17 protein-coding genes and 2 pseudogenes are annotated in these 14478 nt (G+C 36.4%); 3 read left to right on the top strand and 16 right to left on the bottom strand.

The annotated features are described in order from the left end of the window. Positions 1 to 166: 166 nt before the first annotated feature. The 13 genes and pseudogenes from Q5W13_RS10470 to Q5W13_RS10415 form a co-directional block, all read right to left on the bottom strand. Positions 167 to 358 (bottom strand): hypothetical protein, encoded by a 192-nt coding sequence (locus tag Q5W13_RS10470; protein ID WP_304446250.1) that lies wholly within the window; start codon positions 356 to 358, stop codon positions 167 to 169. 130 nt (positions 359 to 488) lie between these two features. Beyond that, positions 489 to 740, bottom strand: coding sequence for a hypothetical protein (locus tag Q5W13_RS10465; RefSeq protein WP_304446249.1), 252 nt, complete (start codon positions 738 to 740; stop codon positions 489 to 491). A 72-nt stretch (positions 741 to 812) separates the two neighbouring features. After that, the gene (locus Q5W13_RS10460) at positions 813 to 1124 is read right to left on the bottom strand and encodes a hypothetical protein (protein ID WP_214612714.1); all 312 of its coding nucleotides are present in this window, start codon (positions 1122 to 1124) and stop codon (positions 813 to 815) included. A gap of 356 nt (positions 1125 to 1480) precedes the next feature. Further along, positions 1481 to 1831 (bottom strand): DHCW motif cupin fold protein, encoded by a 351-nt coding sequence (locus tag Q5W13_RS10455; protein ID WP_304446248.1) that lies wholly within the window; start codon positions 1829 to 1831, stop codon positions 1481 to 1483. A gap of 116 nt (positions 1832 to 1947) precedes the next feature. Beyond that, entirely contained in the window at positions 1948 to 2496 is a 549-nt protein-coding gene (locus Q5W13_RS10450; RefSeq protein ID WP_304446247.1) for a hypothetical protein, read from the bottom strand. Positions 2497 to 2602: 106 nt separating this feature from the next. Beyond that, complete coding sequence (locus Q5W13_RS10445; RefSeq protein ID WP_214612717.1) at positions 2603 to 2920, bottom strand: hypothetical protein; 318 nt, start codon at positions 2918 to 2920, stop codon at positions 2603 to 2605. Between the two features lie 470 nt (positions 2921 to 3390). Then, on the bottom strand, positions 3391 to 3594 hold the full coding sequence (locus Q5W13_RS10440) for a hypothetical protein (RefSeq protein WP_304446246.1): 204 nt from the start codon (positions 3592 to 3594) through the stop codon (positions 3391 to 3393). Between the two features lie 230 nt (positions 3595 to 3824). Then, complete coding sequence (locus tag Q5W13_RS24930) at positions 3825 to 3926, bottom strand: DUF4301 family protein (RefSeq protein WP_368662522.1); 102 nt, start codon at positions 3924 to 3926, stop codon at positions 3825 to 3827. A 79-nt stretch (positions 3927 to 4005) separates the two neighbouring features. Next, positions 4006 to 5361 (bottom strand): annotated as a pseudogene (locus Q5W13_RS10435) (DUF4301 family protein); the annotation flags it as partial. Next, a complete protein-coding gene (locus Q5W13_RS10430; protein WP_155594992.1) occupies positions 5358 to 5924 on the bottom strand; it encodes an AAA family ATPase in 567 nt (188 codons plus the stop codon). The pseudogene Q5W13_RS10435 and the gene Q5W13_RS10430, both read right to left, overlap by 4 nt. Next, positions 5879 to 6517 (bottom strand): nicotinamide riboside transporter PnuC, encoded by a 639-nt coding sequence (gene pnuC / locus Q5W13_RS10425; RefSeq protein WP_214612719.1) that lies wholly within the window; start codon positions 6515 to 6517, stop codon positions 5879 to 5881. The genes Q5W13_RS10430 and pnuC overlap by 46 nt, the downstream gene beginning before the upstream one ends. After that, on the bottom strand, positions 6501 to 6761 hold the full coding sequence (locus Q5W13_RS10420) for a thiamine-binding protein (protein WP_155594994.1): 261 nt from the start codon (positions 6759 to 6761) through the stop codon (positions 6501 to 6503). The genes pnuC and Q5W13_RS10420 overlap by 17 nt, the downstream gene beginning before the upstream one ends. Before the next feature lie 66 nt (positions 6762 to 6827). Further along, positions 6828 to 7460 carry a 4'-phosphopantetheinyl transferase family protein gene (locus Q5W13_RS10415; protein WP_304446245.1) on the bottom strand — a complete coding sequence of 211 codons (633 nt, stop codon included), beginning with the start codon at positions 7458 to 7460 and terminating at the stop codon, positions 6828 to 6830. 82 nt (positions 7461 to 7542) lie between these two features. Between Q5W13_RS10415 and ahcY the strand changes: the two are divergent. Then, positions 7543 to 8861, top strand: a pseudogene (gene ahcY, locus Q5W13_RS10410) (adenosylhomocysteinase). A 281-nt stretch (positions 8862 to 9142) separates the two neighbouring features. On the opposite strand, the gene rpmA reads toward ahcY, so the two are convergent. The 3 genes from rpmA to Q5W13_RS10395 all read right to left on the bottom strand — a co-directional run bounded on the left by rpmA (position 9143) and on the right by Q5W13_RS10395 (position 10780). After that, a complete protein-coding gene (gene rpmA / locus Q5W13_RS10405; RefSeq protein WP_155594997.1) occupies positions 9143 to 9403 on the bottom strand; it encodes a 50S ribosomal protein L27 in 261 nt (86 codons plus the stop codon). A 79-nt stretch (positions 9404 to 9482) separates the two neighbouring features. Beyond that, complete coding sequence (gene rplU / locus Q5W13_RS10400) at positions 9483 to 10130, bottom strand: 50S ribosomal protein L21 (protein ID WP_304446244.1); 648 nt, start codon at positions 10128 to 10130, stop codon at positions 9483 to 9485. A 185-nt stretch (positions 10131 to 10315) separates the two neighbouring features. After that, complete coding sequence (locus Q5W13_RS10395; protein ID WP_155594999.1) at positions 10316 to 10780, bottom strand: DUF4199 domain-containing protein; 465 nt, start codon at positions 10778 to 10780, stop codon at positions 10316 to 10318. A 167-nt stretch (positions 10781 to 10947) separates the two neighbouring features. Between Q5W13_RS10395 and Q5W13_RS10390 the strand changes: the two genes are divergently transcribed. Together Q5W13_RS10390 and Q5W13_RS10385 are read left to right on the top strand one after the other, a co-directional pair. Continuing rightward, complete coding sequence (locus Q5W13_RS10390; RefSeq protein WP_304446243.1) at positions 10948 to 12270, top strand: M16 family metallopeptidase; 1323 nt, start codon at positions 10948 to 10950, stop codon at positions 12268 to 12270. A gap of 30 nt (positions 12271 to 12300) precedes the next feature. After that, positions 12301 to 14370 carry a M16 family metallopeptidase gene (locus Q5W13_RS10385; RefSeq protein ID WP_304446242.1) on the top strand — a complete coding sequence of 690 codons (2070 nt, stop codon included), beginning with the start codon at positions 12301 to 12303 and terminating at the stop codon, positions 14368 to 14370. Positions 14371 to 14478 lie beyond the last annotated feature (108 nt).

The raw sequence follows: 14478 nt of genomic DNA, 5'->3' as shown, positions 1-14478 counted from the left end.
TTCTTAAAATTGGTTAGGAATTTCTTCCTACAATTTAGCTTTTCTTACTGCTCTATAGCGTTTCCTTCTTCGTCAACGATAAGTGCACCTGAAGTACCATCTTCTAAAGAAACTTCCAATTTGTATTGGTTAGCTTCATTTTTGTGTGCTGCATTAATAGTAGCACCTATAGGTAGTTAGTTGCAACCATTGTAGTTACTGCTTCTGGAACTTCTTCCAATGCAACCTCAGCAAAAGCATCTTGCTCTTGTGCTACAGCTTCAGTAGCCGTTTCAACAGCTTCGGTAGCTTGCTCTTCTTGAGCGAATGCAGTTAAACTTCCTAATGCGAATACAGACGTGATAAATAATTTTTTCATAATATTTTATTTTTATATGTGTATATAATTAATGGCAATAATAGTATTTGGGGGAACTTATAAACTTATTCTTACTGCTCTATAGCGTTTCCTTCTTCGTCAACGATAAGCGCACCTGAAGTACCATCTTCTAAAGAAACTTCCAATTTGTACTGGTTAGCTTCATTTTTGTGTGCTGCATTAATAGTAGCACCTGGTAGTTAGTTGCAACCATTGTAGTTACTGCTTCCGGAACTTCTTCCAACGCAACCTCAGCAAAAGCATCTTGCTCTTGTGCTACAGCTTCAGTAGCCGTTTCAACAGCTTCGGTAGCTTGCTCTTCTTGAGCGAATGCAGTTAAACTTCCTAATGCGAATACAGACGTGATAAATAATTTTTTCATAATGTTCTATTTTTATATATGTGTATAATTAATGGTAAAATGCTTTGTCTTTGGGGATTTTTAAGCTAATTCTTACTGCTCAATAGCGTTTCCTTCTTCGTCAACGATAAGTGCACCTGAAGTACCATCTTCTAAAGAAACTTCCAATTTGTACTGGTTAGCTTCATTTTTGTGTGCTGCATTAATAGTAGCACCTGGGTAGTTAGTTGCAACCATTGTAGTTACTGCTTCCGGAACTTCTTCCAATGCAACCTCAGCAAAAGCATCTTGCTCTTGTGCTACAGCTTCAGTAGCCGTTTCAACAGCTTCGGTAGCTTGTTCTTCTTGAGCGAATGCAGTTAAACTTCCTAATGCGAATACAGACGTGATAAATAATTTTTTCATGATATAGTGTATTAAGTTTATTACTAATTGATTTCCCTTAGTTCATAGAAAATATGATACCATTATTCATAAAAACATTTAATTAACTGATAAACAATACATTATATTTTTGGTCGATTTTTAAAAGTGTGTATTATTGTAAAATTCTGTTTCCTTTGAGTAATAATTCCACAGTATACACAGTACATAATTTGCACATATTTTTTAGAAGAACCTTAGCTTTTCACTTTCAAAACTAAGGTTACTATAACTTTCAAGTAATTACTGTTATAAAAAGGAACCTTATGCCTAGAACACAAAAAATCCGGTCGAATATATTCGCCGGAAGGTTTTATTTAAATAGGTTCTGTTGTATTTCAATTTTGCCTTAAGAAGTCGCCATCAATGATTAATAGTTTTACTCCTTCTTTAGAAATTGAACGATGAGCGCTTAGACCATCTGAAACAACATAAGTCATTCCTTTAGTCAAAGTTATTGTCTCTCCACTTTTAAGCTCGCTCTCAAAAGTACCTTCTAAACATTGAACGATATGACCTTTTTCGCACCAATGGTCTGCAAAGTAATCCTTAGAATACTCAACCATCCGAATACGCAATCCATTATATTGAGTTGTTTGCCAGTATGCCATTCCTGTTTCGCCAACATGTTCCGTTTTCGAAATTTTAGTCCAGTCTATTGTTTGGAAAGGAATATTTTCTGTTGCCATATATCTTAGGATTTACTTTTCCGGTTAGTTAGTTAATGTTTTAGCAATAAACAGTACGAGAATAAACTAGCACTTCCTTTTCACCTTACACGTAGTTAAATCTTTTGGTTTTGATTTTACTCCATTCGCTTTAAATAACTACCGTCATCATTTTTAATAAATTGGATTCCAATTAAAGGTGAGTAAATTATAAATCCAGAATGACTTCCAGAGTTTAATACAAAAACATTATTAAATTCATATCCATCCGAGCTGAAATCCGCAAGTGCTTCTTCTAAATTTTCAGTATTTAGACTATCTATCCCATAAAACCCAGGACCATCAGCAACAATGATGTGAGATTTATTTTCATCCCTTTTTTCTATTATAGTAGTAAACGTTCTCCCTAAATCTTCAAATATCAACTCATTTTCCTGACTTTCAGCCAACACAACGATGCAGCTATCATCATCCGAAGAATTAAGGCTTTGATTTTCAGTTATTTTGACAGTAACTTTAGCAGTTTGAATTTCTTGTTCGTCGTTAATAAACTGAATGTTATCTTGAGCTATTGTGCTCATCGCAGATGATTCAAACTCATTAAGATTATAGTTGATAGTTTCATCATCTGAGCAACCACACCCATATATTATCGTAAAGCAAAGAATTCCAACAAGTATTTTCATTTCTAAAATATTTAGTTAACAAACTTTTTTAAATATAGAAAGGGGCTGCAAATGCAACCCCTTTCTGACCAAACCAACTTGATACAAAACAAATAACTCAAGTTATTTACATTTCAATCCAGTTACCATTTTCGTCAGCATACAAAGTACCAGCAGTACCATCTTCTAGAGATACTTCTAGTTTGAACTGATTTGCTTCGTTTGTGTATGCTTTATCTATAGATGCAGTAGGATAGTTTTTAGAAACTGCAGCAGTTACTGCTTCAGGTAACTCTTCTGATGATACTTCAGAAAAATCATCTTGTGTAGCTACTACCTCTGTTGCTTCTGTAGCCTCAGTTGTTTCAATAACTGTTACTTCTTCCTGAGCAAAAGCCGAAAGACTTCCTATTGCAAAAATTGCTGTGATAAATATTTTTTTCATAATCGTGTACTTTACATTAATATTCTGATTACTGTAAAGAAATAATGATACCAAAAACCAAAATAATACTCAAATAATTGATAATCAGATATTTAATAATATTTTCACTTATTTAAAGTGTGTAATAGTGTGTATTTGTTGATATAACTTGTGTAAAATATACACGAATAGCCAAAAGGCAACCAAACAAGCCTATACAATCGCAATTACCCTAATTAAAATCTTATATAACTTATCAATCTCTATTAAAACTGAACCCTTATCCTATTGAATAGAACTAGCGTAAAACAAAAAGTCCCGTCTTCATATGAAGACGGGACTTTTCTACTAACTTTTTTAACTATATAGTTAAATAAGGATAATCTTATTTTTCAATCCAGTTACCTTCAGCGTCTGCATATAATTCAGCAGTTTCACCGTCTTCTTTAGCAACTTCTAATTTGTACTCAGCTTCTTCGCTTAAGTAAGCTTTAGAGATAGTTGCACCTATAGTGAGCAGCCTCTAGAGCTTCAGAGATAGCAGCAGGAACTTCTTCAACAGCAACTTCAGCATAAGCATCTTGAGCTTCAACTACTTCAGTTACTACTTCTTCTGCAACTACAGTTTCTTCTTCTTGAGCAAAAGCAGTCATTGTACCTAAAGACAATACTGCAGCAAACATTAAATTTTTCATTTTGTGTGTTTTAAAATTATTATTTGTTTTGATAATCGATTAGTATAGAGAGAAAATGATGCCAACAAGCCTAGCATCCCTCAGAAACACATTAATATATTGATTATCAATGTTTTAATTTAAAACAACACTTACATAAACATGTATACAGGTGTGTAAAAACAAAAAAAAGTGTGTAAAAAATACACACTTTTTGGGTAATTATTAAATTGAGTTACCAGTACACCTACTTACTTTACTTGATGTGCAGGTCGTAATAGATCGTTTACAGTCTTAACGGGGTTGAATGTAGAAGAAGGTACTTCTACAAAAATGGTATTCCAAAAAGCCATAGCACCGTTCCACAAACCCAAGCTCTAATGCTTTTAACTCTCTACCTTCTTTTGTCTTCCCAGTAATGAAACCTTGCTTAACATCTACAAAGTTCATAAGGTTATACTTTTCTCCTTTATAATTCTTAACAGCGCAAACCAAATCTACAGGGTTAAAGTGCGTAGAATTCTTGAGAATACTAGCCTGCTGGCTCTTATCCATATCTATTTGAGCCGACTCTATAATCTGAAGTGATATATTACCTTTTCTGTCGTTAATCCAAAACGGACCACCATAAGGCTCACCTTCATTCTTGACCATACCACATATGCGTATTGGTCTATTGATTTTATCTTTCAATATTTCAATCTGCTCGCCAATGCTAAAACCAGAGAAACTATCCGAGAAACGAACATTAAGATCATTCTCTAAGAAGCTCTTAATTTCATCTAACTGATTTGATGTTAACTCATCATTGTCCAAGCTCTTAGCATAAGCAAATGCTTTTTCCTGAGCAGTTATTAGAACACCTGCCAATACCTTCTTACTATCTGCAACTTCTGTAGCAAATTTTGGTACCGTAACATTATCTATATTCTTTATAAAGATAATATCTGCATCTTGCTCGTTCAGGTTCTCTATCAAAGCACCGTGGCCACCCGGTCTAAATAAAACAGAACCGTCACTATTTCTAAAAGGTTCATTCTGCATATCTACAGCAATAGTATCTGAAGATGGCTTTTGATTGGAATAGCTTACTTTAAAAGAAGTATTGGTGGCTGCAGACACACGTTCGCTTACATCATTGAATTCCTTATTAAACATATCACCATGCTGTTCACTAATGGTAAAATGCAATTCTGCGGTATCGCCGGTTTTTGCATATACTGATGCTTCGGTCAAATGCTCTTCAAAAGGTGTAGCTGTATGATCACCATAATTATGGAAGGGCAATAAACCCTTTGGAAAAAAGCCATAGTTTAAAGCATCTTCTGACATCATCTCTTTTACAAAAAGATAAACCTCTTCATCTTTTGAAGAAGTTTTGCCAGCAATACGTTGCTTTACCAAATCGTAGAAAGCAAAGTTGGTCATCCCTTCAGAAAACTCTTTTAGGGCTTTGTCATTTGTACGTTCAAAATAACTTTCAAGTGTTTCATTAGCCGGATTGTAGGCATCCAAGAAATTGAACAAAGCCTTAAACATACGGGATGCAGCTCCCGATGCAGGAACGAACTTCAATAAAGACAAGTTACTTTGCGAAGCATTAAACTTCTGTATCAATCCTTTTTCTTCAGCATCAGTAAATTTTGAAAGACCTTCACCTACCGTAGCAGCCTTTTCTAATTGCACAAACGGAATACCTTCTTTAAAAGTTTCTATTTGATCGTGTACCTTTTTTTCTGAAATTCCTTTTTTAGCCAGTAAGGCCAAATCCTTTTCTGTTAGTGTCATTTAATCTTCAATAAGTTATCTATATGTTCTACAGCTGCAGTTAAGCGTTCTTGTTTATTACCGGTTAATATAACAAATTTCCTATTATATTTTTCGAGGGTTTCTTTAAAATAGGCAAACATTCGTTCGCGTTCTTGCGGCTTATCTCTTAAATCATCGCCCACCCACGGCACATCTATATAAGTAAGGAAATATAAATCATAATGATTATTTAACGCGTGCTTCTCCAAAGCTGGATCACAATACCCAAGATAATACGCTTCGGAATATACTTTGGTCTCAAGCAAATCCGTGTCACAAATAAGAACATTAGTTGCCTTTTTTGCTAGTTCGTTTTCAAGCCTCATCTGTCCTTCTGCAATTGGCAAAAGGTCTTTAGGTTCGCAAGTCTTGCGTTCGTTGTTCCACTTATCCTGCAAGTACTCTCTTGCATACTCAGCAACCCAAACCGTATTGTAATGCCGTGCTAACTGATCAGAGAGCGTTGTTTTACCCGTAGATTCAGGACCAAACAATACTACTTTAATAACGTCTGAGGGCTCTTGTTCAAACTTTTTTTCCATGCGAGATAACCGTAAACTGCAACAATTGTAAACAAGAAATATTGCAGGGAGGTAAATATAAGGCCTTTGTACCAATAAAGGGGGACGCTAATGACGTCACCTATAATCCAATACACCCAGTTTTCTAATTTCTTTTTTGCCATAAGCCACATGCCTACAAAGAAAATAGCAGTGGTTATAGTATCTACGTATGCTGTCCAATTATTGAATTTATCAAAATACAGATAAATTAAACATACCAGCACGACGGTGAGAACGAATAACAGAACAGACCATTTCTTCTCGCTGTTCGTCGTCCGTGTAATGGGTATAAAATGGGTAGCATCTATTTTACGCGTCCAAATGTACCAACCATATATACTCATAGAAAAGTAATACGCGTTTATTAGCATATCACCTAAAAGACCAAAGACCAAAAGGATATAAACAAAAATTGCCGTGCTAATTATTCCGGTAGGGAAAACTAATATGTTTTCTTTTTTTGAGAACCAAACACTAAGAAAGCCAAAGACTACCCCAATAATTTCCAACACTACAAGATGTACGGGCGTACCCTGGTATTGGGCAAATATCCAATCAAAAAAATGGTTCATACTGGCTTCGGTCAGACTTTACTATTTTCATAAACAACAGACCTTTATCCATTAGTTCAAAAGCTTCTTTAATGTCGTTTTTGAGAACATCCATTACCTCATTATACTCACCAAAAACTTGTGTACTTAATGGGTTCTCTAAAACAGTAAGACCAGAAGCACGTAGCTTTTTTATAAAATTGATGATATGCTCCTCAAAATCGTCCTGCAGAGGGGAAAAGGTAAGTTCTACCGATATGTTCATTTTCTTTGATTATTTATTAAAAAGAAATAAAATTGATTGTAGTCTTTACTATTAAAATACTAGATTTTAGCTCCTTAAAGCGTAGACACAGGTGAAACCTTCAAACTCCATAAATCTTATTTGATAAGTAGATAAATCTCCGTGGTATAAAATATCGGCGGTAGTAGCCGCACTATCAAAAGTAAAATCCTTCACATTAATATGATGTATAAAACTTAGCCCTTGCTGAGCATATATTTTATAAAGTGCCTCTTTGCTGCCCCAAACAATAGTAAGTTTTCGTATTAATGCTTCGGTATTGGCTATAGTTCGGTATTCTTCAATGGGTGTAAATTTGTGTGCAATTCGCAGTATTTTTTCCCTTTGCATCTCAACATCTATCCCTACTTCATTCTTAGTACTAACGATAATTCCTGTAAAGTGGTTGGAATGGGTAATGCTTATTTTATTACCATCTTTTAAATGGGGTTTTCCAAATTCATCATAACGTAGATCCGCATCAACATAACCAGCTTCTGCCATTAAATGTCTGATACTTAAGAACCCCCTGCGGTGCATCTCGGATTTCATACCCAGCATTCGGTTTTGGCAATATTGGGTTAGGTCTATAGCTTTAGAAAGTTCCTGTTCTGATTCAGTAACCTTCCAGATATACACTTTAGTGTCCTTATTAACCTTTACTATCTTATAAAGAGGCATATGGTTCTATACGTTTTTCTTAACTTTGCAACCACAAATAGCTGTTTAGCTAATATAACGAAAGTAAAAAATAAAAAAGAATATGGATACCAAAACTGTTTCTTATGTACCTTATAAGGTAAAAGATATTTCTTTGGCGGATTATGGAAGGAAAGAAATAGAACTTGCAGAAGCCGAAATGCTTAAGGTCTTATGGCATTGCGTGAAGAATATGGAAAAGAGCAACCTTTAAAAGGTTCTAGAATTGCCGGATGTCTTCACATGACCATTCAAACTGCTGTTCTTATTGAAACGTTGGTAGCTTTGGGTGCCGATGTTACTTGGAGTTCTTGTAACATTTTCTCTACACAAGATCATGCCGCTGCTGCAATTGCCGCTGCTGGCATACCTGTTTATGCTTGGAAAGGGATGACCGAAGAAGAGTTTAGCTGGTGTATTGAGCAAACTTTGTTCTTTGGAGAGGATCGCAAGCCGTTAAACATGATTTTGGATGATGGTGGTGACCTTACAAATATGGTATTGGATGATTATCCTGAATTAGCAAAAGCTATTAAAGGTCTTTCTGAAGAAACTACAACTGGAGTTCACCGTTTATACGAGCGTGTGAAAAAGGGAACTTTACCTATGCCAGCTATTAATGTAAATGATTCGGTTACTAAATCGAAATTCGATAATAAATACGGATGTCGCGAAAGTGCAGTTGATGCTATTCGTCGTGCTACAGATACCATGCTTGCAGGTAAAAAAGTTGTAGTTGCAGGTTACGGTGATGTTGGTAAAGGAACTGCTGCTTCTTTCAGAGGTGCTGGTTCAATTATTACCGTTACTGAAATTGACCCAATATGTGCCCTTCAGGCATGTATGGACGGATTTGAAGTTAAAAAATTGGAAAATGTTGTTGGTAAAGCTGATATTATCATCACCACTACAGGTAACAAAGACATCATTCGCCCAGAGCATTTTAAAGCTATGAAAGATAAAGTCATAGTTTGTAACATTGGCCATTTTGATAACGAGATCGATATGACTTGGTTGAACAACACTCACGGAGCCTCTAAAGACGAAATTAAGCCACAGGTAGACAAGTATACCATTGATGGTAAAGATATTATTGTATTGGCAGAAGGTCGCTTAGTGAACCTTGGTTGTGCTACAGGCCACCCAAGTTTTGTAATGAGTAATTCCTTTACAAACCAAACTCTTGCACAGATAGAGCTTTGGAAAAACAGCGCTAATTACAAAAACGAAGTATACATGCTACCAAAACATTTAGATGAGAAAGTAGCTGCTTTACACCTATCTCGTTTAGGTGCTGAGCTTACTGAGCTTAAACCGGAACAAGCCGAATATATTGGTGTAACTGTAGAAGGCCCATTTAAGCCAGAGTATTACAGATACTAGGCCTTTCACTGAGTTCAGGCTTATGGATTAAACTTAAAAACCCTTACAGTAATGTGAGGTTTTTTTGTTTTCTAAAATCATCATCCGGAGAATAAAAGCAATTGGAACTCCGCAGTAAAAAGACAGCATATTAATATATGATTATTGAAATACAGACATCTAAGACATTTCTGCAAGGTGGATCAGCACTACATCTCATTCAAAAAAATCTCACATTCAAACACAAAAAACCCTATCCAAAAATTGGAAAGGGTTTTTTAATACGATAAAAGAAAGACTTCTTAAGCCTCAAAAGGCTCAATGGAAACAAATGATTTCCCTCCTGCTTTCTTTTCAAACTTTACTAGTCCGTCTACACGGGCATGTAATGTATGATCTTTACCGGCATACACATTCTCACCTGGATTGTGTCTTGTACCACGTTGTCTAACGATGATATTTCCGGCAATAGCAGCTTGGCCACCAAAAATCTTAACGCCTAAACGTTTGGATTCCGATTCCCTACCGTTTTTAGAACTACCTACACCTTTTTTGTGTGCCATGATATTAGTTTTTAAATAGTGCTTCCGTCAGTAAAACTTTAGGATGCACGTTATTGATTATACTTTAAGGGGTTAGCAATTATGCTTTACCACCGTCTAATTCGTCTTGCCATTTCTTCAACTCATCCCATTTACCTTCAGCAGCTAATTTAGCTTGTGCAGGCCATGTGTCAGTTACGTGGTTACCACGTACATCTGCGATGATTTCAGAAACCTTAGCAGCATCAACTTTTGCCAATTCAGCAAATGTAGAAATACCTGCAGCGATTAAAGTCTCGGCAATTTTTGGTCCGATACCTTCAACTTTTTTCAAGTCGTCTGCTTTTCCAGATTTTTTAGGAGCAGCAGCTTTTGGTGCAGCTTCCTTTTTAGCAGGCTTCTCCTCTTTCTTAGGAGCAGCAGCTTTCTTACCACCTTTCGCAACGATACTCTCGATTACGATTTCGGTCAAAGCTTGACGGTGACCATTTTTAACTTGGTACCCTTTACGTCTCTTTTTCTTGAAGACGATAACTTTGTCACCTCTTAGGTGTTTAACGACTTTTGCCTCAATAGTGGCTCCGTCTATAGCCGGGGCGCCTACAGTAATGTTCGATCCGTCTGCTACAAGAAGTACATTGTCAAAAGTTACCTTTTTTCCTTCTTCAGCTTGTAAACGGTGAACATACACTTTTTGGTCTTTCGCAACTTTAAATTGCTGCCCTGCCATCTCTACGATTGCGTACATAATTGTGTATATATTAGTTTATTGTTTTCGCTAATTTTTTCAATTAGCGGATGCAAATATACGTCTAAATCGTTAACCCACAAGTGTTTTTTATAAATTTTACCCTCGTTTTATAGGCAAAAAGGACAAAAATAAAGCCGCAAATCATCTTTGCAGCTTTAACTTCATTTTATTCCAAGTATTTATCACGTATTGTTGACCAATTTTCTTTTTAGATTACGGCTAGTTTTAAACAGTTGCATGAACGATAATGTCAACACCACCGTTGTTGCAAAACCCATAACGGCAACAGTAAAAAATACAATACCTTCAAAACTTTTATAATCTTTAAACCAGACTGTTGAAAGCTGTTCTAGAAACAACATATTAACTTCTGTACTGTACAATGCAAAGAAAATAGTAAATGTAAAGGTTGCCACAAAACCAGTTATAAGTCCCGCGGTAAAACCTTTTCCGTAATCAAAACTATCTGGGTCCTTTAACTTAAAAGCCTTGATAGCCTCGTAAATTCCTCCTGCAGTAATAACACCATTAAATAGACTAAAGAAAATATTGGTATGCAAGTTGAATAATGAGAGAATCAAAAAATAAGCAATTAAGCAACCGCTAGTAGCGATTCCGAATCGAATGGGTTGTGCGAATTGTTTCATTTTCTAAGTTTTTGAAGTTCAATTCTTTAAAGTAGTAAATTTTTCAAAACAACACTACAAAAACTTGTTAAAGGATTCTATGTGAAGTAATTTTTCTTACAAAAAAGATATATTCGTGTAACAATCCTAAATGCTCGGCTACTAACTTAGCATCTAAACACTATACTATGAAAAATAAATTACTATCAGGAGGTTTCCTCCTCCTAGCCGGGTTTTGCCTTCAAGCGCAAGAGGTAACGTACGAAGAGTACGAACTGGACAATGGTCTTCACGTCATACTCCATCAAGATAAAACTGCGCCCTTGGTTACCACATCTGTAATGTACCATGTGGGCGGCAAGGACCGTACTGACGGGCGCACTGGTTTTGCCCACTTTTTTGAACACCTACTTTTTGAAGGTACTGATAATATAGAACGTGGAAAATGGTTTGAAATCGTTTCCTCTCATGGCGGTAAGAACAACGCCAATACCTCTCAAGACCGCACCTATTACTACGAAGTCTTTCCTTCTAACAACCTAAAACTAGGTCTCTGGCTCGAATCGGAGCGTATGCTGCACCCCGTGATCGACCAAAAGGGAATAGACACCCAACAAGAAGTGGTAAAAGAAGAAAAACGACTGCGATACGATAATAGGCCTTACGGCCAACTGATTACGGAAGTTGGAAAGAATTTATTTAAAAAGCATCCTTATAAAGACCCTAACATTGGGTATATGAAAGATTTGGACGCTGCAACTTTGGAAGATGTAATTGCTTATAATCACAAGTATTATGTGCCCAACAATGCAGTCTTAGTAGTTGCAGGAGATATTAATGTGCCGGATGCCAAGAAAATGATAGAAGACTATTTCGGCCCCATACCTAAAGGAGAAGACGTAACCCGTAGTTATCCTAAAGAAGATCCTATTTTAAAGGAAGTTAGAGCTAAGGCTTACGACGCCAACATACAGATTCCTGCCTCTGTTATCTCATATAGAACTCCAGGTTTCAAGGAAAGAGACGCTTATGTTCTAGATATGATATCTACGTACCTAAGTGACGGTCGTAGTTCAAAACTATATAAGAAAATGGTGGATGACCAAAAGCAGGCATTACAAGTTGGCGCTTTTAATGTAGGGCAAGAAGATTATGGCATGTATTTGGTTTATGCGCTTCCAGTAGGAGAAACTGGTTTAGAAACTCTGGTTACGGAAATGGAAGAAGAGATTGCTAAAGTTAGAGACAGTCTAATTTCTGAGAGAGACCATCAAAAACTATTGAATAAGTTCGAGAACCAATTTGTAAACTCAAACTCTAGCGTTGAGGGTATTGCAAATTCATTGGCCCGTAATTATTTACTTTATGGTGATACTGAATTGATCAATAAAGAAATTGACATCTTTAGGTCTATTACACGTGAGGAAATTATGGAAGTAGCTAACAAGTATTTGAGACCGGATCAGCGGGTAATTATAGACTACCTTCCCGAAGAACCTCAATCTAACTAATTCATTTGCTTTAAAGTAAAAACACTATACATGAAAAATATATTTACAACTCTATTCTTTCTTGCTTTTGTACTAGTTGCAGAGGCGCAGGTAGACCGAACCCAAATGCCGGAGGCAGGTCCTGCACCGGAAATAAACCTAAAAGACCCTCAGACTTTTGAACTTAGAAACGGACTTAAAGTTCTAGTAGTAGAAAACCATAAACTTCCAAGAGTATCTATTCAATTGAGTATTGACAACCCACCGGTTCTAGAAGGAGCAAAAGCAGGGGTTTCAACACTAACAGGCAGTCTTTTAGGAAAAGGTTCCAAGAATATCAATAAAGACGATTTTAATGAAGAGGTAGACTTTTTAGGCGCCAGCATTAATTTTGGCTCACAGAGTGCTTTTGCCAGTTCGCTTTCAAAATATTTTCCTAGAATATTGGAACTGATGGCAGATGCCGGTTTAAACCCAAACTTCACTCAAGTTGAATTTGATAAAGAAAAACAGAAGATATTAACGGGATTAAAATCGGAAGAAAAAAGCGTTACTGCCATTTCAGGAAGAGTTGGCTTGGCTTTGGCTTACAGTAAAAAGCACCCCTATGGAGAATTCATGACCGAAGAGAGCATCAACAAGATTTCCCTTACAGATGTTATTCAGTTTTATGAAGACTATTTTGTTCCTGCCAATGCCTATTTAGTGGTTGTAGGCGATATAAAATTTGATGATGTAAAAACTTTGGTCGAAGAACAGTTTACTCCGTGGACAAAAGCAGTACCACCTTCATTTGGTTTCTCCAAACCTGCAGATGCACAATATGCACAAATCAATTTTGTAGATGTACCCAATGCTGTTCAATCAGAAATCACAGTAGAGAACTTGGTGAATCTTCAGAAAAAAGACCCTGATTACCTTTCCGCACTTATAGCAAACGAGATCTTAGGCGGCGGTGGTGAAGGGCGTTTATTCTTGAACCTTCGTGAAGATAAAGCATACACTTACGGTTCCTACTCAAGACTAGGTAACGACAAGTATGTACCTGCCCGTTTTAGAGCTACTGCAAGTGTTAGAAATGCCGTTACCGATAGCTCTGTTGTAGAGATTCTAAAAGAAATTGAACGTATCCGTAATGAGCCGGTTACCAAAGAAGAGCTAGAAAACACTAAAGCTAAATATACCGGTCGGTTTGTGATGGCTTTAGAAGACCCTTCTACTATAGCAGACTATGCGTTAGAGATAGAAACCGAAAATTTACCTAAGGATTTTTACAAAACGTATCTTGAAAGAATTAACGCTATTACTATTGAAGATGTACAGCAGGCCGCTCAGAAATATATAAAACCTGATAATGTTCGTATTGTAGTAGCAGGTAAAGGTAGCGAGGTCCTTGAAAATCTTGAAAACGTAACTTTCAAAGACCGAAAAGTTCCTATTAAGTATTTTGACAAATATGCGAATGCCACAGAAAAGCAGGATTATAACGCTAGTATACCTGCAGATGTAACGGCCAATACAATATTGAACAAATACATTGAAGCCATTGGCGGAAAAGAAAAGCTAGAAGCCGTAACGTCTTATTCTCTTTTGGCTGAAGCCGAAGTGCAAGGCATGCAACTAAACTTAGAGGTTAAAAAAACCAATAAGAATCAGTTTATGCAAGATGTAAAAATGTCCGGAAACTCAATGAGCAAGCAAGTCTTTAATGGAGACAAGGGCTACATGGTAATGCAGGGACAGAAAAAGGATATGGGGCCAGATGAAATAGAAAAAGTAAAAGGTGAATCTGCTCCTTTTCCAGAACTGAATTACCTCAACACTGATATTACTTTGGAAGGCACAGAAAGCATTGACGGCAAAAAGGCCTACAAACTGAAGATATCCGAAGAGAAAACAGCTTTCTATGATGTTAAAACTGGTTTGAAAGTACAAGAAGCTACCACAGCTGAAATGGGCGGACAGAGCATCACTAGTATTATAAACTACTTAGACTACAAAGAGGTATCAGGAATACAGTTCCCATTTACCATGGCGCAGACCGTAGGTCCTCAGAGTTTTGAATTTAAAGTTTCAGAAATAAAGGTAAATGAAGGTATCTCAGATACCGATTTTGAATAGAGTCTAACATTATTTTACAGTGGAAAGGCCCAGAATATTATGAGGCCTTTCCACTGTTTCTATTATAGAACTTATTTAGAAAACAGCACTGCGTAAAACTATAAGCAA

Origin of the sequence: Zobellia laminariae (genome assembly GCF_030553095.1) — a bacterium.
In the GTDB taxonomy this organism is placed as follows: domain Bacteria; phylum Bacteroidota; class Bacteroidia; order Flavobacteriales; family Flavobacteriaceae; genus Zobellia; species Zobellia laminariae.
The sequence above is the reverse complement of the archived record's forward strand: the minus strand, read 5'-3'. Positions and strand labels throughout refer to the sequence as shown.

What these genes read in the sequence shown, in the direction of transcription:
- Q5W13_RS10390 (WP_304446243.1), top strand. Translation starts at nt 10,948, where the DNA reads ATGAAAAATAAATTACTATCAGGAGGTTTCCTCCTCCTAGCCGGGTTT.
- Q5W13_RS10395 (WP_155594999.1), bottom strand. Translation starts at nt 10,780, where the DNA reads ATGAAACAATTCGCACAACCCATTCGATTCGGAATCGCTACTAGCGGT.
- Q5W13_RS10430 (WP_155594992.1), bottom strand. Translation starts at nt 5,924, where the DNA reads ATGGAAAAAAAGTTTGAACAAGAGCCCTCAGACGTTATTAAAGTAGTA.
- Q5W13_RS10465 (WP_304446249.1), bottom strand. Translation starts at nt 740, where the DNA reads ATGAAAAAATTATTTATCACGTCTGTATTCGCATTAGGAAGTTTAACT.
- pnuC (WP_214612719.1), bottom strand. Translation starts at nt 6,517, where the DNA reads ATGAACCATTTTTTTGATTGGATATTTGCCCAATACCAGGGTACGCCC.
- rplU (WP_304446244.1), bottom strand. Translation starts at nt 10,130, where the DNA reads ATGTACGCAATCGTAGAGATGGCAGGGCAGCAATTTAAAGTTGCGAAA.
- Q5W13_RS10445 (WP_214612717.1), bottom strand. Translation starts at nt 2,920, where the DNA reads ATGAAAAAAATATTTATCACAGCAATTTTTGCAATAGGAAGTCTTTCG.
- Q5W13_RS10460 (WP_214612714.1), bottom strand. Translation starts at nt 1,124, where the DNA reads ATGAAAAAATTATTTATCACGTCTGTATTCGCATTAGGAAGTTTAACT.
- Q5W13_RS10470 (WP_304446250.1), bottom strand. Translation starts at nt 358, where the DNA reads ATGAAAAAATTATTTATCACGTCTGTATTCGCATTAGGAAGTTTAACT.
- Q5W13_RS10440 (WP_304446246.1), bottom strand. Translation starts at nt 3,594, where the DNA reads ATGAAAAATTTAATGTTTGCTGCAGTATTGTCTTTAGGTACAATGACT.
- Q5W13_RS10415 (WP_304446245.1), bottom strand. Translation starts at nt 7,460, where the DNA reads ATGCCTCTTTATAAGATAGTAAAGGTTAATAAGGACACTAAAGTGTAT.
- Q5W13_RS24930 (WP_368662522.1), bottom strand. Translation starts at nt 3,926, where the DNA reads ATGGCTTTTTGGAATACCATTTTTGTAGAAGTACCTTCTTCTACATTC.
- Q5W13_RS10455 (WP_304446248.1), bottom strand. Translation starts at nt 1,831, where the DNA reads ATGGCAACAGAAAATATTCCTTTCCAAACAATAGACTGGACTAAAATT.
- rpmA (WP_155594997.1), bottom strand. Translation starts at nt 9,403, where the DNA reads ATGGCACACAAAAAAGGTGTAGGTAGTTCTAAAAACGGTAGGGAATCG.
- Q5W13_RS10420 (WP_155594994.1), bottom strand. Translation starts at nt 6,761, where the DNA reads ATGAACATATCGGTAGAACTTACCTTTTCCCCTCTGCAGGACGATTTT.
- Q5W13_RS10450 (WP_304446247.1), bottom strand. Translation starts at nt 2,496, where the DNA reads ATGAAAATACTTGTTGGAATTCTTTGCTTTACGATAATATATGGGTGT.
- Q5W13_RS10385 (WP_304446242.1), top strand. Translation starts at nt 12,301, where the DNA reads ATGAAAAATATATTTACAACTCTATTCTTTCTTGCTTTTGTACTAGTT.